This is a genomic window from Fibrobacter sp. UWH1, from assembly GCF_002210365.1.
In the GTDB taxonomy this organism is placed as follows: domain Bacteria; phylum Fibrobacterota; class Fibrobacteria; order Fibrobacterales; family Fibrobacteraceae; genus Fibrobacter.
On sequence record NZ_MWQG01000053.1, the window covers coordinates 1 to 18,284 of the forward strand.

Consider the following 18,284-nt stretch of genomic DNA (forward strand, 5'->3'; position numbering starts at 1 on the left):
ATGCTAGCTCTACACAAATGTGTGCTTTAGCTTGACAGAGTTAATAAAATCGATTATATTTTGTTCACTAGCACATTTGTGCATTAAATTTGTGTTTTTTTATATCGCTTGTAACACAAAGGAGTAAATATGAGCAAGATTAATGTTTTGAATACCGAAATTTCCGTTCAAAATGTAAATGGCGAAGATTACATTTCATTGACGGATATGGCCAAGAGTCAATTGCAAGAGCATATCATTTTCAAATGGCTCAGTACAAAAAATACCATCGAATATATTGGGGAATGGGAATCAATCTATAATCCAAATTTTAATTATACCGAATTCGGTACAATTAAAAATGCCGCAGGTTCCAATAATTTCGTTCTATCAACAAAGCAGTGGATTCTCCAGACCAACGCAATCGGAATTATTGCTAAATCCGGAAGATACGGAGGAACCTACGCGCACCGCGATATCGCATACCATTTCGGAATGTGGATTAGTCCCAAATTTCAATTACTCATGGTAAAAGAATATCAGCGTCTCAAAGCAGCGGAGCAGGCTCAGCTCGGCTGGTCCGTAAAGCGAGAACTTTCAAAGATCAATTACCATATCCACACAGACGCTGTCAAACAGAACTTGATTCCTGCGACGCTCACACCACAAGAAATTTCCTTCGTCTATGCCAATGAGGCCGACGTATTGAACAAGGCTCTGTTCGGTTTCACAGCAGCGGAGTGGCGCACAGCCAACCCTACACTACCGGGGAACGTTCGTGATTACGCGACGGTCAACCAGCTGATTTGCCTCAGCAACATGGAATCGTTAAACTCCGTCTTGATCAACGAGGGTGTAACGCAAAGCGAGCGCTTAGCAAAGTTAAACCAGATTGCAATTTCGCAGATGACGGTGCTAGAAAGTATCGGGCAAAACAAATTGCTGAAGTGAATTTTGGTTTTTTATATCCAGCTTGTAACACAAAGGAGAGTCGCTTGCTTGAAAATATAGATATTGACTTTTGCTACAATAAATTTTATATTATTGTAGTGAAAGTAAAGAAGAGTCATAACGCAATTGTAGAAACTATCGAAAGTATCGCCAAGGCTAACGGTGGCGTGGTTTCTACCGCCAACGCTGAAAAACAGGGCGTTTCCAGGGCCGTTCTTTCCCAGATGGCTGCAAATGGTGACTTGGACCGCGTCGCAAAGGGATTCTATGTATTGCCCACCGAGCTTCCTGATGAGCTGTTCATTCTCAGTTTGTGTTCTCCAAACATTGTGTTTTCACATGAAACGGCTCTGTTTTTAAATGGCATTACTGAACGAACGCCGGCGATTCATTCCTTCACTCTTCCAAGGGACAAAAGGCTTTCTTCCGCGTTTTCAAAGGAATGCACAATTCATTATGCAGAAAGGGAGTCGTGGAACATCGGCAAAACCGAAATCAAAACGCCTATGGGAAATTTGGTTCCCTGCTTTGATGCGGAAAGAACTATTTGTGATCTTATCAAGTACAAAAAAAAGTTCGATCCAGAAACCTACATTGCATCGTTGAAAATGTACGCAAAGATGCAGACAAAAAATCTTCAACATCTTTCTGAATATGCCCAAAAACTTGGGATTGTGGAGAAGGTTCGCGATGCGCTGGAGGTATTGCTGTGAAACAAAGAGGCGCAAAGGCGACTAGCTTAAAAGCTAAAATCAAGAACATTGCAAAAGAGAAAAGAGTTGCTCCACAATTGATTTTGCAAAATTTCATGATGGAGCGCTTTCTCAATCGAATTGCGGCTTCTAGTTACAAGGACTGCTTCATTATCAAGGGCGGTTCCTTAATTTCGGTTATCCTTGGAATAGAAAATAGAACCACGATGGATATTGATATGACATCCCGAGGTTTTTCTTTTAACGAAAAAAGCGTACAAGGTATTAGACATTACCACCGGAGATGTCGTGACTCCCGAACCCCAAAAACGATCCTGGGTTAATCTATGTAATGTACAGGAAAGTTTTGAATTGTGGACTTATACGCTAGAAACAATAGTCGCAGAGAAAATTGAATCCATTTTAAGTAAAGGCGTTTTGAACACTCGTCCTCGTGATTTTTACGATGTGTATATGCTCAGTAAGCTTAAAAAGTTCAATGGGAAAAGATTCTCTTTAGCTTTAAAAAAGACTTGCGAACACAGGAAATCCTGGGACCAAGTTAAAAATGCGGTAGAACATTTTGTGGACATTGAAAATAGCGGTAGTCTCAAACAATTTTGGGAACGCTATGCTAAAAGCAATTCGTATGCTGCAAATATCGGTTATAACGATATTGTTGCAGTAATAAAGAATCTACTGACTGCGATATAGTCAAACCCTATACCCAACCCTAGAAAAATAGTATTATAACTATCCCTTGCCAGATGGCAGGGGTTTTCTATTTTTATTCCTACAAGATTGATAGGGAATTAGAAAATGTTTTCAAGTTCACCTAAGCATTCGAAGGGGTTCATTATGTGTAGTGACTGTCGAATGCCGAAAGGCATGCAGAAGGATAGATAACTGCTTCGCTCAAATATCAAAAGTCCTTGATGGTTTGGTCAAAGCAAGTAGTTAATCAAGTGGAAAAACTTAAGGACGAAAGACCTGGCGCGGTGCCGGGCGAAAATCAAAATCAGAAAATCGGGCCGAATGATGTCGGCAAAAAAAGGTTGAACAAACCGGTTTCTGAGTATTGCCAAATCAAAAAAAAGGATTTCAAACATGTCTAAGATTCATAAGTCTATTGCAGAACTCGTTGGCCACACTCCTCTTGTTGAACTTTCCAATTACGAAGAAAAGTATGGTCTTAAGGCTCACATCATTGGTAAGCTGGAATACTTGAACCCCACCGGCTCCGTGAAGGACCGCTTGGCTCTGGCCTTGATCCAGGATGGTGAACGTCGCGGCCTGATTAAGAAGGGCGACACTCTTATTGACGTGACTAGCGGTAACACGGGCATTGGCCTTGCCGGTATCGGTCACGCTCTTGGTTACGAATTCGAACCTTATCTGGAACCGGGCACGACTATCGAACGCGTCCAGATTTTTGAAGGCTACGGCTTGAACGTAAAGTCTTTCTACGATATCGAAGAAGTCAAGGATTTCGAAAAGACGGGCCTGGTGCTTGATGATTTGATTGATGGTATCAAGCGCATCGCCAAGGAAAAGGGTTTCTATTATACTGGTCAGACTGTAAACGAAGCCAACCAGGAATTCCATTTCAAGACTACCGGCCCAGAAATTTGGGAAGACACGGATGGCAAGGTGGATTACTTTGTTGCAATGGGCGGTACTGCCGGCACCATCGTGGGTACAGGCCGCTATCTTCGCGAAAAGAATCCTGGCGTAAAGATTGTGGGTGTGCAGGCTGCAAAGAGCTCCCGCCCGGATAGCCCCGACTTTACTGGCCATATCGTAGATGGAACCTTGCCTTTGCATGGTGTGGCTGAACCTCTTGTGCCTACCCTCATCAAGACCAATCGCGATAACGGTTTCCAGTTTGACGAAGTCATCGACATCAAGGCGGAAGACGCTTACGCAACTGCACAGGAAACTGCAAAGACCGATGGCCTCTTCCTGGGAACTTCTGCTGCCGCCGCCCTTACCGCCGCAATCCAGATTGCAAAGCGCCCTGAAGCAGCCGGCAAGAACATCGTGGTGATTTACCCCGATAACGGTTACAAGTACCTTTCTACGGAACTGTACAAGAAGCAGAAATAGGTGTGAGGGCGCACCTTCGGTGCTTTGAGCATTGAGGTCGCTCAACAAGTTGAGCTTTGAGGAACTAGAAAATAGTGCGTAATTTTGACGGAGTTTTTTTAGAATGAAATTGAATTTTGTACAGAATATTGCTTTGAAGGCAGCGAAGTCTACTGAAGATTATTTGGAATCCGTTCTTCAGATTGTGAAGTATCTGAAGAATAACGAAGTGGTAACGCCGCAAGGAAAGTACTGGAAGGTAAGTCCGGAACCGGGTAACGAATACGCTGGTGATCTGATGATTACTCCCAAGGGCCTTTACGCAGGCTCGGCTGGTATCGGCCAGTTTTTCTTGCAGCTTTTCGAAGTAACGAAAGATGAACAATATTTGCAGGAAGCAAAAGATGCCGCGGAATACATTCTGAATACCTACGAAGGCGTAAAGTTCTTCAAGGATGTTTTGGAAGGTGCCGAAGGCGGCATCTGGCCTGTGAAGGGCTGGGGTACCAGCGTCTATGCGTCTCCGGCGGGGCAGGCCATCTTTTTGGATCAGCTTTACGCTCATGTGAAGGATGAACGCTACCGCAAGTTCCTGATTCAGTCTGCCGATGATGCGATTGCTGCAGGTCATGATGACGGAAAGATCCTTCACTGGTCCACGGAAGCGGACTTGATGGCTGATGGTTCCTACGCTTTCTTCTTCCTGTATGTTTACCGTAAGACTGGTGACGAAAAATATCTGGAAGCCGCAAAGCGCGTAGTCGCCTTTACGGACACTCGCATCACTCACGCCAAGGAAGGCGGCATTTACTACAAGAATGTTGACCTCACGTTGGTTGGCTGGAAGTCCAAGGAATCTGCATTCCCCAACTTTAGTCACGGCGCTGCAGGTACGGCTTTCTTGAATGTTCTTCTTTACGAAGAAACCAAGGATCCTGCTTATCTTGAAAAGGCGAACGAAGTTGTGAAATTCCTGGCTGCTATTGCAGAAGGTGACGAAAATGGAGCGTTAATCCCGTACCTCTACAATCCTGAATTAGGACGTTTCCATGACTTCTATTACCTTTCCACTTGCCATGGCCCTGTGGGAACCTCGATCCTGTTCCGCAAACTTTACGACGTGACCGGCGACAAGGAAAACTTGCAGTGGGTTGACATTCTGACGAAGGGGATTCTGAAGGCTGGTGCTCCGCTGAAACATACTCCGGGGTACTGGAACAGTTACTGCCTCTGCTGCGGTGCCCCGGGCGTTTTGGCTCACTTCGTAAAGACTGCAGAAGTTCTTGGAAAGGATTCCTACATCGAACAGGCGAAGGTTACTGCCGATAAGCTGCTGGGCGATTCCTATAACGATGACAAGGGCCGTCGCTGGTATGCTGCCTGGACCCGCAAGATTCCGGGCTTCGTGGAAACCTACACGGGCCTTTACGATGGCGCAGCTGGCGTGGGATCTGCACTCCTGTACCTTTACGCCCACGAAAAGAATATCAAGATCAAGACGGAAACGTTGGAATATCTGTTCCTGAAATAATCTCTGAAAATTAAAAATCCGTACAACAAAGGGAACTCCCGGGTAATGAAATCCGCCTGGGAGTTCTTTTTTTATTGCAGGTAGTATTCCTTCAGTTTCTGGATTTTGTCTTCGGTAAGGCCCAGCTTTAGTTCCATGTACTTTTGCATGGAGCTGAAGTTGGCCTTGATGAAGTCTAGGGCTTTATGCAGGTAATCGGGATTGACGCCAAGGATTGCCTTGATGACGCCTTGATGTTGTTCCGAAAGATTCTGGGACTTGGCGAATTGCAGGGCTACGTCAATCATGGATTGGTAAGATTCGTTGGACTTGTTGAAATCTTCCATGACTGTCTTTTCGTCTACGCCCAACGCAAACAGAATAAACGCGGCGGCGAGACCTGCGCGGTCCTTGCCCTGGGAACAGTGCCAAAGAATGGTTCCACCCTGAGTTTTTAGGATGGCATCGAAAATGCCGCTCTTGACGATTTCGATCATCTTTACGGCAACTTCCGGGCTGAAGGTGTTGGGGTTCATGACCTTCACCATGTCCAGGCCGACTTGTGCAGAGGAAGGCTTGTCTGTTTTTTGGGGAAGCTGACCGAGAACATTAAACCAAATGTTTTCTACGCCGGGAATTTCCACGTCCATGGCGCTGCTGCGTTCCGTTTCGGTACGCAAGTCGCAAACCAGTTTCAGATTCTGTCCTTGAAGTTGCTTTACGTCATTTTCGGACGCCTTGGACAAGTTTGCGGAACGGAAAAGAAGATTGCTCTTCACAGTCTTTCCGCTGATAGTTTTAATGCCACCAAGATCGCGTACGTTTGCAACACCTTCAAGTTTCATAAGAATTCCTCTAGATGAAATTCAATGTGTAAAAATTACGATTTTTCAATGGCAACTTCGTACAAAATATTCAATGCTTTTGCGATTTTGTTTTCGGGGAGGTCGGAGTAGTTGATGATGAACTGGTGCTCGCTGGGGGTGGCCTCTGTGTAGTAATCGGAGAGGGCGCCGATGCGAACGCCTTTTTCGTTTGCCTGCTTGCAGAATTCTTCGTCGGAAAGGGCGGTGTTGATTTTCAAGATGAAATGGAGGCCGGCGTCTTCTTCAGCGATGGTGGAGATGGCGGTCAGTTTGCTTTTGCGGATGGCTTGGAGCAATGTGTCGCGGCGGCCGCGGTAGGCGTTGCGCATGCGGTTGATGTGCTTTTCAAAGGAGCCGTCGCTGATGTACTTTGCAAGCACCAGCTGTTCCAAGGTAGAAACGGTGCAGGTGTAGAAGGAAAATTCCTCCTTGTACTTTTGGGCAAGGCTCTTGGGCAGCACCATGTAGCTGATTCGCGCAGAAGATGTAAGAGTCTTGGAGAATGTGTTGATGTAGATGACCTTATCGGATACGTCAATGTTTTGCAGCGTGGAGATAGGGCGACCGGTCATGCGGAATTCGCTATCGTAGTCGTCTTCTACGATGTAGCGGTTGCTGGATTTGGCGGCCCAGCTCAGCAGTTCGTAACGGCGGCTTACAGGCATCACAATACCTGTGGGATAATGATGACTGGGGGAGATGTGAATGACGTCGGTGCAGGTTTCTTCCAACTGGTCGATGATGACTCCGGAGTCGTCCAGCGGAATGAAATTGCAAGTGACATTCATCTTGCGGTAGATTTTTGAAATCTTGCTGTAGCCGGGATCTTCTACGCCGTACTTCTTGTTAAATCCCAGAATCTGGACGATGAGACCGTACAGATAGTCTGTTCCTGCGCCAACGATAATCTGCTCCGGATCCACGTTCATATTGCGGAAACCATTGAGCATGTCGGCGATAGCCTTACGCAATGGGTATACGCCTCCGTAGGGAGCGCGTTCCAGAAGTTCCATCTGATTTTCGCAAAGGACCTGTCGTGTGATTTTTGCCCAGGTACTGAAGGGGAACATTTCGGGATTTCCCAAATTGTTGGAGAAGTCCACGAAGTGTTTCTTGGATTGTTTTGCGCTGCGGGATTTTTGAACCAGGGAATCAAATTTCTGAGTGTTGCGAGCTTCGCGGGATTCCTTGAAGTCGTGCTTGATTTCAGTCTGGGCGATTTTCAGTTTGGATACGAAATAGCCTTTGCGAGGTTCCGTGTAGATGTAACCTTCGGCCAGCAATTGGTTGTAGGCGGTTTCTACGGTAATGAGGCTGATGCCCATTTGCTTTGCCAGAGAACGTTTAGACGGTAATTTCTCTTCGGCTTCCAACTTGCCGTTCAGAACATCATTCTTGATACTCTTATAAAGGAAGTGGTAGAGGGTATCGCTGCCCACGTTTTCGATGTTGTAGCTAAGCATTTTTATCTGGTCCTAAACTGGTCTTATTCTGGTCTTGTTAAAATAATAGAAAATTGAATATTTAAAGAGGTCAGTTTTTAGGGTATTTTTGTGCTGTTTTTAAAAGTGAGGTAAAAAATGTCTGAACAGAATTACATTGCAGAACGTTACGAATTGAACAAGAATCTTGCTCAGATGCTGAAGGGTGGTGTGATTATGGACGTAACCACTCCGGAACAGGCAAAGATTGCAGAAGCTGCAGGTGCTTGCGCCGTGATGGCCCTGGAACGTATTCCGGCTGATATCCGTGCTGCCGGTGGCGTGAGCCGTATGAGTGACCCGAAGATGATCAAGGGTATCCAGGAAGCTGTTTCTATTCCGGTGATGGCTAAGTGCCGTATCGGTCATTTTGCCGAAGCTCAGATTCTTGAGGCTATTGAAATTGACTACATCGACGAAAGCGAAGTTCTTTCTCCGGCCGATGATATTTACCACATCAACAAGCGCGATTTCAAGGTTCCCTTCGTTTGCGGAGCCAAGGACTTGGGTGAAGCTCTCCGCCGTATCGAAGAAGGTGCTTCCATGATCCGTACCAAGGGTGAACCGGGTACGGGTGACGTTGTCCAGGCTGTTCGCCACATGCGCTTGATGCAGCAGGAAATCGCTCGCCTCACTTCTATGCGTGAAGACGAACTGTACAACCGCGCCAAGGAACTTCAGGTATCTTACGCTCTGGTAAAGTACGTTCACGATAACGGTAAACTGCCTGTTGTGAACTTCGCCGCTGGTGGCGTGGCAACTCCCGCAGACGCTGCGCTCATGATGCAGCTGGGTGCCGAAGGCGTGTTCGTAGGTTCTGGTATTTTCAAGTCTGGCAATCCGGTGAAGCGCGCTCAGGCCATCGTGAAGGCAGTGGCCAACTATAAGGATGCAAAGCTCATTGCTGAACTTTCCGAAGACCTGGGCGAAGCCATGGTGGGCATCAACGAACAGGAAATCGCACTCCTCATGGCTGAAAGAGGTAAATAATGAGCGATACCAAAACTGTACAGAACCCGGCAGCGGCTCGTCCCCTGCGTATCGGTGTGCTGGCGGTACAAGGTGCGTTTATTGAACACGAACAGATTCTCACAAAGCTTGGCGTAGAGACCTTTGAAATCCGGCAGAAGTCAGACCTGGAAGCTCCCGCAGGATTAAACCGACCTTCGAATCGTCCTTTCGACGGTCTGATTCTCCCCGGTGGCGAAAGCACCGTGCAGGGCAAGCTGTTGCGGGATTTGGATATGTTCGAACCGCTGTTGAGATTGATTCAGGATGGGCTTCCTGTTTTTGGAACCTGCGCCGGTCTCATTCTCTTGGCGGAACGTTTGAGCAATGACGGCAATGTGTATTTCGGTACCTTGCCTGTGACTGTTCGGCGTAATGCCTACGGCCGTCAGCTGGGAAGTTTCTTCGCGGAGCGAGCCTTCCGTGGAATTACGGATGAAGCTACGGTTCCCATGACTTTCATTCGTGCGCCCTTGATCGAAAAAGTTGGGGATGGTGTGGAAATCCTTGCCGAGGTAAAAGGCGAAATCGTTGCTGCCCGCTACAAGAATCAGCTTGGAATTTCTTTCCATCCGGAGCTGAACGAGGACACTCGTATTCACCAGTACTTCGTGGATATGTGCCTTGGGGAATAACCTATATTTCGTCGTGGAATTATAAGGGAATCTCGCTGTGAAGCTTCTTCTAATATATTTCTTCGTCCTTGGATTTATCTGCATTCGCGATTTATTCAAGGTGAAGAATTTTGATGATTATGTGGTGGCGGGTCGACGTCAGACCGCCCCTTTTGTGTTTACTAGCTTGATGGCCACGGTCCTTGGGGCTAGCGCCACGATCGGTATTGCTGCCCGTGCGGAATCCATCGGCTTTGCGGCGTTCTGGTGGCTTGGTGTAGGTGCCGTCGGCTTCTGGTTTCAGGCTGCTTTTTTAAGCAAGCCAATTCACGATCTTGATGTGCGTACCCTTCCGGAACTTGCGGAAAAAACAGTAGATAGGACTGGCCGAAAATTGGTAGGCCTGATTATTGCTGTTTCCTGGATTGGAATTATCGCGGCTCAGTTTGCTGCGGTAGCTGGATTTATTGGACTGGTGTTAGGTCATGATGCAGGTGCTTTGTCGGTGGTTGTAACGGCGGCCATCGTTATTGTGTACACCTTGCTGGGCGGGCAACTTTCTGTTGTGCGTACTGATGCCTTGCAGTTTGGGATTTTGACGCTGGGTTTTGCTGCTTCCGCGATTTATTTGCTTGGTGGATTTGCGGATGTTTCTGCTGCGACCGCTTTAAATGCGACCGCTTCTGGAATTTCAAATTTTGATTTTTCGTTATTGAATGAAAAGTTTGGTGCTGCTGATCTTGCCATGATGCTTTTTACTGTGGGCGGGGCCTACTTCTTGGGACCTGACGTAATTTCAAGAAACTTGGTGGCGAAAGATGCGGGGGCTGCCCGAAAGGCTGTGGTGGCGGGAAGTTTCGCCATTCTGATTTTTAGCGTGATTATTGTATTGCTGGGAATGTGGGCGGCACAGTATGCTCCTGATGTGGCGGGCTCAAAGACCAATGCCTTGTTCCGTTTGGCTTCTGGCGTTTTGCCTTTGCCCTTGGCTGCGCTTTTGTCGGTGGGGCTTCTTTCGGCGTTGTTGTCTTCTGCAGATACTTGCCTTATAAATTCTGCGGCTATTTTCGGAAGCGACATTTTGAATACCCGCCGCATCGCCGTGGTGAGAATTCTTGTGGTGGTCATTGGTTTGGTTGCCATGGTTTTGGCTTTAGGTGGAAAGGATATTATCGGCCTTTTGACCATGGCTTATTCTGTCTACACGCCGGGAATTGTGGCTCCCTTGGCGGTGGCTGTCATATCCCATAAGAAGTTTGAAATCCGTAAGCCTCTGTGGTACACTGGAGTTTGCCTTGGCGGTTTGTTTGGGCTGATCCCTGCCATACTTTCTTCGGCTGTGAATTTTGTGACGCCTGCATATTTGCCTCATATTGGAATTTTTGTGTCGCTTTTGTTCGCCTTGGCTGGTTTGAAACGTCGAAAATAAGTGTGTTTTTAAAATATTCCTATTGAAACTATAGGGAAATTAAATCTATTTAACTATATTTATTGTAGTTTGAATTTGTTATCTGGAGAAATCATGACCCTTCAACAACTTCGCTACGCCATTGGGATCGCAAAAGTTGGCTCCTTCAACAAGGCCGCTGAAGCCCTGTTTATTTCCCAGCCTTCTTTGACTGCGGCTATCCACGATCTGGAAGATGAAATTGGCATCATGATTTTTAATCGCTCCAGTCGCGGTGTGACCCTCACTCCCGAGGGTGAAGAATTCATTGCCCACGCCAACGAGCTTTACCACCATTACGAAACCATCCAGGAACGTTACAGCAAGGAAGAACAGAAGAAGAAAAAGTTTGCTGTTTCGACCCAGCATTATTCCTTTGCCGTGAAGTCTTTCGTGGAAATGGTGAAAAAGTTCAACATTGATGATTACGAATTTGCCCTTCGCGAAACCAAGACCAAGGATGTCATCGATGACGTTACCGGCCTGCGCAGCGAAATCGGTATTTTGTACCTTAGCGATTTTAATCGCAAGTACATCAACTATCTGTTGAAGGAACACGACCTGGAATTCCATAAGCTTATTGATTGCCATGCCTTTGCCTACATGTGGAAAAATCATCCGCTGGCAAATAAGAAGTCGGTGAACCTGGATGATCTTTCCCAATACCCCTGCCTTTCTTTTGAGCAGAGCGAAAGCGGTAACTATTATTTCGCTGAAGAAATTTTAAGTACAAATGAATATCATAAGACCATCAAGGCCAATGACCGTGCCACCATGCTGAACTTGATGGTGGGCCTGAATGGTTACACTCTCTGCTCCGGCATTATCAGCGAAGAAATCAACGGATCCGATTATGTGGCTGTTCCCTTTAAGGATGCCAAGGGCGAAGATGACCGTACCATGGAAATCGGCTACATTACCAAGAAGAACTTTATGCTCAGCACCATTTGCCGAATCTATATTCGCGAATTGGAAGAGTATCTGCAGGCATATACTTCTGGGAAGGCTGTTCAGGAATAACGGACGTATTTTTTAAATTTACGTCATGCCTCTGAATACCGATATTTTCAATCGCACTATTCGCCTTGTGGGCGATGAAACCATGAATGTCATTACGCAAAAGCGTGTGATTATTTTTGGTGTTGGCGGCGTGGGAAGTTGGTGCGCCGAAAGCTTGGTGCGTTCAGGTATTCATCACGTGACCATGGTGGACTCCGATAACGTGAGCGTTACCAATGTGAATCGCCAACTTATGGCAACCACGAAGACGGTTGGCCAGGTAAAGGTTGAAGTTTTAAAACAGCGTCTGCTTGAAATTAATCCGGATGCTCAAATTGAGACTCGTGCGGAACTGTATAGCGAAGAAACGGCAGCCTCTTTTCATCTTGAAGATTATGATGTCATTATCGATGCCATCGACAGTCTCGAAAACAAGATGCACTTGATGCTTGCGGCTTCTAAAACAAAGGCCAAGGTCTACGCTTCCATGGGGGCTGCCCTCAAGATGGATCCTACAAAAATCCATGTGGCGGAATTCTGGGATGTAAAGGGGTGCCCGTTGGCCCGCGCCCTTCGCGACAAGTTCAAGAAAAAACAATTGCGCCCGTCTAAAAAAATCAAGTGCGTGTACAGCGAGGAGCTGCTGAAAAATTTAGGTGGCATTCCCGAAAATGATGGCGCTCCTGCAGAGTTTCACAAGGTGGCCTATAACGGGACCATGGCCCACGCCGTGGCTATTTTCGGTTTTACCATTGCCGGCTTGGTGATGCAGGATATTTGCGGGAGGCAGCGGAATGGCTAAGCGTGAACTTACGTATGTGCAGAAAGTGGAACGGAGCATTTCGACCACTTATCGTGAACGTCTGTGGACGCCCTTCATTAATGCCATTAAAACCTACAAGCTGATTGAGGAAGGGGACCGCATTGCAGTCTGCATTTCTGGCGGCAAGGATTCCATGCTGCTGGCGAAACTGATGCAGATGCTGCAGCGTCATAGCGATTGCAATTTTGAAATTCAGTTTTTGGTGATGGATCCCGGATACAATGCCGAAAACCGCGCCCAGATTGTGAAGAATGCCGCTCTTCTGGAAATCCCCATCCAGATTTTTGATACCAATATTTTTGATGTGACCTACAAGACTGAAAAGTCGCCTTGCTATTTGTGCGCCAAGATGCGCCGTGGTCATTTGTATCGCATGGCTATGGATGCGGGCTGCAACAAGATTGCCTTGGGCCATCATTTTTCGGATGTTATCGAAACTACGGTTTTGGGCATGTTTTATGGCTCGCAATTGCAGGGTATGATGCCGAAACTTCGTAGTCAGAATTTTGAGGGCATGGAACTCATTCGCCCCATGTACTGTATTCACGAGCAGGATATTATTGCCTGGCGTAACTATAACGAACTTGAATTTATCCAGTGTGCCTGCCGCCTTACTTTAAACACGGTGGTGAACGACGATGGTTCCAGCAACAGCAAGCGCAAGGAAATCAAGGAGCTGCTGAAGAATCTGAAGAAGATCAACCCCAATATCGAAAAGAGTATCTTCAACAGCATCCATGCGGTTTGCATTGAAACATTCCCGGGCTATAAAGCTAACGGGGAGCAGCATTCCTTCCTGGAATGGTTTGATGAAAATAGAAATATATTAGACTAGTACAGCTGACTTTTAATTAAAAGGGGGCGGTGCCTAGGTCGGTATCGCCTTCTTTTATTTTTGCAAGAATGGGAAATCCAGTCAGTTCCTGCATCATGAAGATGTTGTCGTCTTCCATTTGCATGTTGCCGCTGATACCGTAACGGTTTACGATGATGCCTCGGATTTGAAGACCGCGGGCTCTTGCGTATTCCACTGTCAGAACGCAGGAATTGATACTGCCTAGGGCTGCCGTGGTGACAATCAGCAGAGGAAGATTCAGTTCCTTCATGATGTCGGCCAGGAACAGCTTTTGAGGCTCGCTGGATTTGCCGCTAGTTGCGTCTGCGTTGGGGGTATCGTAACGGATGGGACAGATGATGCCACCGCTTCCCTCGGCGAAAATGAAATCATGTCGGTGGGAGGCTTTGTCAAAGTCGGCACGGACTTGCGGGAGTTCTACGGGATTACCTTCCTTGCGGGTGGCGAGATGCGGGGAAACGGGTTCCTTGTAGACGTAGCTGACCAATTCTTCCTGAGTGTCGGGGAGGTTGGCGATTCGTTTTACGTAGTCGGCGTCGCCGGCGATCCATTTGCCGTCGCGTAGTTCAGCTCCGCTGAGTGCTGCCTTATAGTAGCCTGCATCAATTCCTGAGTCACGCCATTTTTTTACGAGAAGGGCGGTTACAAAAGTTTTGCCGACGTCGGTTCCTGTTGCTGTTACGAAATAACCATTCATAGTTAGTAAGAAGTAGACGGTAGAAAGTTGGTAGTTTTAGTGGGGGCGGGTTAGGACTGCAGCGATTGCCGTTGCTGCGTCTTGTAATTCTTCTTTCGTGTGAGTGGCCATGAGGCTGGCGCGCAAACGAGCCTGGCCCTTGGCTACGGTGGGGTAGCGGATGGCGGGGATCAAGATTCCCTTTTCCAGAAGTTCTGCGGAGGCGCGGAGGGCTGCGGCTTCGTCACCAATGAAAATGGGGATGATGGCGGATTGCGGGGCGATTGCAGATTGGTTGCTGTCGGGAATCGCTCCGGCCTTCTGAAGAGCGTCCCAGAAAATTTTCACATTTTCTTGAAGTTGCAAAACGCGTTCCGGATGGTTTTCGATGAACTTCAGATTGTTTGCGGCGGCTTGTGCCATGGCTGGGGACATGGCAGTGGTGAAAATAAAACTGCGAGCCTTGTTGCGTAAAAAGTCTATGAGTTTCTGCTTGCCCACAACGAAACCGCCTTCGCATCCAATGGCTTTGCTCAAGGTGCCTACGGTAACATCGGCGTGCTCGCAGGGAATGCCCATGTCGTTAAAATGTTCTGCAAGGCCGCGGCCTGTTTTTCCGATAACACCTGTGGCATGGGCTTCGTCGATCATCAGGAGGCAATTGTTTTCTTTTGCGATTTTTTGCAATTTCGGAAGATTTGCTAAATCGCCATCCATGCTGAAAACAGCGTCGGTTACGATGAGGAGGCGGGTTGCTACTTTTTCGTAGGGCTGTGCTGCGCGGGCTTCGCTAATGACTCGTTGTAGGTCTGCCATGTCATTGTGCTTATAGACAATACATTTGGCTTTTGAAAGTCGGATGCCATCGATGATGCTGGCGTGATTCAGTTCGTCACTAAAGACGATACATTCGCTGATTATTTTTGACGGGATGCCGTTTTCGTCTTGACGTTCATAAACCTGTTTGCTGCATAGTGCCGAGATTACTCCGACATTTGCCATGTAGCCGGTGCCAAACGTAATGGCAGCTTCTTCGCCCTTAAAGTCGGCCAGGGCGCTTTCCAGTTCTTCGTGGGGAGTCTTGTTTCCTGTGGTAAGGCGTGCGCCGCCGCTACCTGTGCCCCATTTCAAAACGGCGTCGGCTGCGGCCTTCTTAAGAGAAGGCTCGTTGCATAAATCCAGATAGGAATTGGAGGCGAGAAGAAGAGTGCTCTTTACTGTATCGGACGCGATTTGCGCGCCTGCAGCAATTTGAACGTGACTGGCTTCGGGACTTTCTAAAAGTCGCATGGTTCGGTAGGTGTGAGCCTCTTGCATACCCTGCAAAACATCATCTGTAAAATCGTTAAGAATTGACATGTTTTACCTTAAGCCAACGTTTTTGTTTAATGAATTTAGAAAACTCTCGGCGTGGTATTTTGAAGTTTTGTTGACAAAGAACGGACGAAGAGATTATAATTATACAGATGCAAAAAATGAAAGAAAATTCACGGGTTCTAAAGACGAAGAAAGTCCTGAAAGGAGCGGTTGTCGACTTGCTTAAGGAAGGTGATGCTTCCTTGATCAACGTCTGCTCTATTTGTGAGAGGGCGAAAGTTAACCGCACGACTTTTTATAATCACTATCAGGATAAAGATTCTCTGCTTGAAGAAATGGTGCTTGACACGGTTGACGCCTCCTGTGATTTTATGAAGGCCTTTTTAGAAAAGAACAATCCTGGCCTCGCCATGACGCGCATGCTTCAATACTATCGCGACAATGACGGATTTTTCTTAACCTTGATGAAGACGGATTATGGCGGTACTTTTGTAAAGCTGATGATTGAAACTATCTGGAAGCAGAACTGTCACTGGTATAAGGAAAAAGGGGCTGCCTTGAATGACTACGTTTATTATCGCATTGTGTTCAAGGTGTCGGGAATTATTTACATGATTATTCACTGGCTTGAAGAAGGTGCGAAAATATCTCTTCCCACGATGTCCAGTTATATAATTAGTTTCATTGCCGGAAAACCAACAAAGCAATACCCAAGTGTTGATTTAAAGAAAAAAAGTTAAAATCAACAAGGTGTTGAAAATGGTAAATCTGTAGTATCTTTCGTTAAATGGAAAAAAGAAGAGTTGTTATTACAGGTATGGGTGCCGTTTCACCTCTCGGTCACAATGTAGGCGAATTGTGGAATGCCATTAAGAATTGTAAATGTGGTATTGAAAGGATAACTCTTTTTGATCCGACTTCTAACCCGGTGCAGATTGCGGCCGAGGTGAAAAATTTTAATCCTGCTGACCATGGAATTTCTCCGAAGAAGGCTTCTCGCATGGGACGCTTTACTCAGTTCCTTCTGGCGGCTTCCCATGAGGCTGTGAGGGATGCGAATCTTAGCCGTGAAATTCTTGAAGATGAAAAGACGGGTGTCATTGCGGGAAGTGCGATTGGCGGCATGGATGTAATTGACCAGTCCTTCAATCTGTATGTGGAATCCGGAAAAAGAAAAATTTCTCCGTTTGATGTGGCGAGACTTATTCCCAATGAATGTGTCGCCAACGTTTCTATGGAGCTGGGGATTACAGGTTGCGCCTGGGTGGTTTCGTCTGCCTGTGCTTCGGGGACGGACGCGGTGGGAACCGCTCTCAAGGCCATCCGCTATGGCGATCTGGATGTCTGTCTTGCCGGTGGTGCAGAAAGCTGCGTTACGGATTATGCTATTAAGGGCTTTGCCAGTATGCGGGCCCTGACGACCCATTTTAACGATTGTCCGCAAAAGGCTTCCCGCCCCTTTGATAAGGCTCGCTCTGGATTTGTAATGGGGGAAGGTGGTGCAGTTTTGGTTCTAGAAGAACTTGAACATGCCAAGGCCCGCGGGGCAAAAATTTATGCGGAGTTGGCCGGCTATGGTGCAAGCGTCGATGCCTATCATATTACTTCACCAAGGCCCAATGGTGATATGTGCGCCAGGGCTGTACGCCATGCCTTGCGTGATGCGGGTGCTCTCGCCGAGGATGTCGATTACTACAATGCTCACGGAACTTCTACCGTGATGAATGACTCGACGGAATCTCAAATGCTGCTGAATGTTTTTGGTAATCATGCTAAAATGAAAATTTCCAGCACCAAGGGGATGACGGGCCATTGCATTGGTGCCGCTGGCGCTTTGGAAGCGGTGATTTCGACCATGGCCATTCATGATTCCTTCTATCCTGCGAATATCAATTGCGATAACCAGGATGAGGCCTGCGATATCAACCTGGTGGATGGTAAGGGTTTTGCTGGGAATATCGATTGTGCGGTTTCTGCTTCGCTTGGCTTTGGCGGACACAACGGCGCCTTGGTTCTGAAAAAATTCAAGGGCTAGCGATTTTCTAAATTGATAGTCCTTTTTGAGGGCTGTTGATTTGGTTGAATTAATTATTCTTGCTGTTTTCTGCGTAGCGTTGTTTGCGTCCCTTTTGACGGGCGCTCCTTTGCTGTATGCGCTGGCCTTTGGGCTGGTACTTTTGGCGGGCTACGGTGTGCGTTGTTGCGGCCTTCGCGAAACTTTGAAAATGTGCTGGAATGGCGTGAAGACGGCCCGCGGCATTCTGCTGTTGTTTGTTCTGCTGGGACTCTTGACTTCTATGTGGCGTGCTGCGGGAACGATCCCTACGGTGGTCAGTTTTGCGGTGGAATTGATTCGTCCTGAAATTTTTGTGCTGCTGACTTTCGTGTTGAATTCCGCCATGTCCCTCTTGACGGGGACGGCTCTCGGAACTGCGGCCACCATGGGCGTGATTTGTGCGACTATCGGACGTTCCATGGGGATGGATGGCGTTTCGGATTCGGCGTGGATCGGCGGCGCTGTTTTGGCAGGCGTCTATTTCGGTAATAGAATTTCTCCCATTTCATCCATGGCGCTTTTGACTGCGGGAATTACGAAGACGGATATTTACCAGAACATCCGTGATATGGTAAGGACCACTTGGTTGCCGTTCTTGATGAGCTGTGTGGTTTATTTTGCGGCTGGGATGAATGTTGATGTTACAGCCGGTGTTGCGGGTGCTTCGGGTGTTGTAGGGGCTTCCGGGGTCCCGAATGTTGCTGAACTTTTTGCCAAGGATTTTTCGCTGTCATTGTGGAGCCTTATGCCGGCTGCGGTGATTGTCGTGCTTTCTGTAGCCCGTGTACGTACTAGTCTTGTGCTGCTGTGGAGTTCTGCTTCGGCTTTTGTTTTAGCGCTTGTAATTGAAAATCAGACTTTTATTGATTGGCGATTTCTAATCGCTAACGCATAATGTTGAACTTTTTCAAAAGATACTCATTT

Annotated in this window: 20 protein-coding genes; 16 read left to right on the plus strand and 4 right to left on the minus strand. The window is 47.2% G+C overall.

All coding sequences use genetic code 11. The features are described 5' to 3' along the window. Window positions 1–129: 129 nt before the first annotated feature. The 7 genes from B7992_RS14950 to B7992_RS14980 all read left to right on the plus strand — a co-directional run bounded on the left by B7992_RS14950 (window position 130) and on the right by B7992_RS14980 (window position 5,238). Window positions 130–930 carry a KilA-N domain-containing protein gene (locus B7992_RS14950; RefSeq protein WP_088666681.1) on the plus strand — a complete coding sequence of 267 codons (801 nt, stop codon included), beginning with the start codon at window positions 130–132 and terminating at the stop codon, window positions 928–930. A gap of 44 nt (window positions 931–974) precedes the next feature. Then, on the plus strand, window positions 975–1,643 hold the full coding sequence (locus B7992_RS14955; RefSeq protein WP_176421967.1) for a type IV toxin-antitoxin system AbiEi family antitoxin domain-containing protein: 669 nt from the start codon (window positions 975–977) through the stop codon (window positions 1,641–1,643). After that, window positions 1,640–1,966, plus strand: coding sequence for a nucleotidyl transferase AbiEii/AbiGii toxin family protein (locus B7992_RS17470; RefSeq protein WP_088666683.1), 327 nt, complete (start codon window positions 1,640–1,642; stop codon window positions 1,964–1,966). Before B7992_RS14955 ends, B7992_RS17470 begins: the two co-directional genes overlap by 4 nt. Further along, on the plus strand, window positions 1,932–2,336 hold the full coding sequence (locus B7992_RS14965) for a nucleotidyl transferase AbiEii/AbiGii toxin family protein (RefSeq protein WP_176421968.1): 405 nt from the start codon (window positions 1,932–1,934) through the stop codon (window positions 2,334–2,336). The genes B7992_RS17470 and B7992_RS14965 overlap by 35 nt, the downstream gene beginning before the upstream one ends. Window positions 2,337–2,587: 251 nt before the next feature. Continuing rightward, window positions 2,588–2,737, plus strand: a complete 150-nt coding sequence (locus B7992_RS16815) for a hypothetical protein (protein ID WP_170932345.1) — start codon at window positions 2,588–2,590, stop codon at window positions 2,735–2,737. After that, window positions 2,730–3,728: a PLP-dependent cysteine synthase family protein gene (locus tag B7992_RS14975; RefSeq protein WP_073160105.1), complete on the plus strand. Its 999-nt coding sequence runs from the start codon at window positions 2,730–2,732 to the stop codon at window positions 3,726–3,728. Before B7992_RS16815 ends, B7992_RS14975 begins: the two co-directional genes overlap by 8 nt. 103 nt (window positions 3,729–3,831) lie before the next feature. Continuing rightward, window positions 3,832–5,238 carry a lanthionine synthetase LanC family protein gene (locus tag B7992_RS14980; protein ID WP_088666685.1) on the plus strand — a complete coding sequence of 469 codons (1,407 nt, stop codon included), beginning with the start codon at window positions 3,832–3,834 and terminating at the stop codon, window positions 5,236–5,238. Window positions 5,239–5,309: 71 nt separating this feature from the next. On the opposite strand, the gene B7992_RS14985 is transcribed toward B7992_RS14980, so the two are convergent. Continuing rightward, on the minus strand, window positions 5,310–6,062 hold the full coding sequence (locus B7992_RS14985) for a tyrosine-protein phosphatase (protein WP_088666686.1): 753 nt from the start codon (window positions 6,060–6,062) through the stop codon (window positions 5,310–5,312). Between the two features lie 35 nt (window positions 6,063–6,097). Beyond that, window positions 6,098–7,546 carry a PLP-dependent aminotransferase family protein gene (locus B7992_RS14990; protein WP_088666687.1) on the minus strand — a complete coding sequence of 483 codons (1,449 nt, stop codon included), beginning with the start codon at window positions 7,544–7,546 and terminating at the stop codon, window positions 6,098–6,100. Between the two features lie 117 nt (window positions 7,547–7,663). Here B7992_RS14990 and pdxS point away from each other — a divergent pair, with 117 nt between their 5' ends. From pdxS to B7992_RS15020, 6 genes are all read left to right on the plus strand, one after another. Then, on the plus strand, window positions 7,664–8,554 hold the full coding sequence (gene pdxS, locus B7992_RS14995) for a pyridoxal 5'-phosphate synthase lyase subunit PdxS (RefSeq protein WP_073237052.1): 891 nt from the start codon (window positions 7,664–7,666) through the stop codon (window positions 8,552–8,554). 44 nt (window positions 8,555–8,598) lie between these two features. Continuing rightward, on the plus strand, window positions 8,599–9,207 hold the full coding sequence (gene pdxT / locus B7992_RS15000; RefSeq protein ID WP_176421969.1) for a pyridoxal 5'-phosphate synthase glutaminase subunit PdxT: 609 nt from the start codon (window positions 8,599–8,601) through the stop codon (window positions 9,205–9,207). 37 nt (window positions 9,208–9,244) lie between these two features. Next, entirely contained in the window at window positions 9,245–10,615 is a 1,371-nt protein-coding gene (locus B7992_RS15005) for a sodium:solute symporter (protein ID WP_088666689.1), read from the plus strand. Between the two features lie 93 nt (window positions 10,616–10,708). Beyond that, window positions 10,709–11,653, plus strand: coding sequence for a LysR family transcriptional regulator (locus B7992_RS15010; RefSeq protein WP_073160117.1), 945 nt, complete (start codon window positions 10,709–10,711; stop codon window positions 11,651–11,653). A 25-nt stretch (window positions 11,654–11,678) separates the two neighbouring features. Next, window positions 11,679–12,434: a ThiF family adenylyltransferase gene (locus B7992_RS15015; RefSeq protein ID WP_088666690.1), complete on the plus strand. Its 756-nt coding sequence runs from the start codon at window positions 11,679–11,681 to the stop codon at window positions 12,432–12,434. Next, entirely contained in the window at window positions 12,427–13,290 is an 864-nt protein-coding gene (locus B7992_RS15020) for an ATP-binding protein (RefSeq protein ID WP_073237041.1), read from the plus strand. The genes B7992_RS15015 and B7992_RS15020 overlap by 8 nt, the downstream gene beginning before the upstream one ends. Before the next feature lie 16 nt (window positions 13,291–13,306). Here B7992_RS15020 and bioD read toward each other — a convergent pair whose 3' ends face one another. Continuing rightward, a complete protein-coding gene (gene bioD, locus B7992_RS15025) occupies window positions 13,307–14,008 on the minus strand; it encodes a dethiobiotin synthase (protein ID WP_088666691.1) in 702 nt (233 codons plus the stop codon). 36 nt (window positions 14,009–14,044) lie between these two features. Beyond that, window positions 14,045–15,346 (minus strand): 8-amino-7-oxononanoate synthase, encoded by a 1,302-nt coding sequence (locus B7992_RS15030; protein ID WP_088666692.1) that lies wholly within the window; start codon window positions 15,344–15,346, stop codon window positions 14,045–14,047. 116 nt (window positions 15,347–15,462) lie between these two features. On the opposite strand from B7992_RS15030, the gene B7992_RS15035 reads away from it, so the two are divergent. Genes B7992_RS15035 through B7992_RS15045 form a run of 3 tightly spaced genes read left to right on the plus strand, consistent with a single transcriptional unit; the run spans window position 15,463 to window position 18,255 of the window. Then, on the plus strand, window positions 15,463–16,044 hold the full coding sequence (locus B7992_RS15035; protein WP_073237032.1) for a TetR/AcrR family transcriptional regulator: 582 nt from the start codon (window positions 15,463–15,465) through the stop codon (window positions 16,042–16,044). Window positions 16,045–16,091: 47 nt separating this feature from the next. Beyond that, window positions 16,092–17,339, plus strand: a complete 1,248-nt coding sequence (gene fabF / locus B7992_RS15040; RefSeq protein WP_088666693.1) for a beta-ketoacyl-ACP synthase II — start codon at window positions 16,092–16,094, stop codon at window positions 17,337–17,339. Window positions 17,340–17,379: 40 nt separating this feature from the next. After that, window positions 17,380–18,255 carry a Na+/H+ antiporter NhaC family protein gene (locus B7992_RS15045; protein WP_088666694.1) on the plus strand — a complete coding sequence of 292 codons (876 nt, stop codon included), beginning with the start codon at window positions 17,380–17,382 and terminating at the stop codon, window positions 18,253–18,255. Window positions 18,256–18,284: the final 29 nt, after the last annotated feature.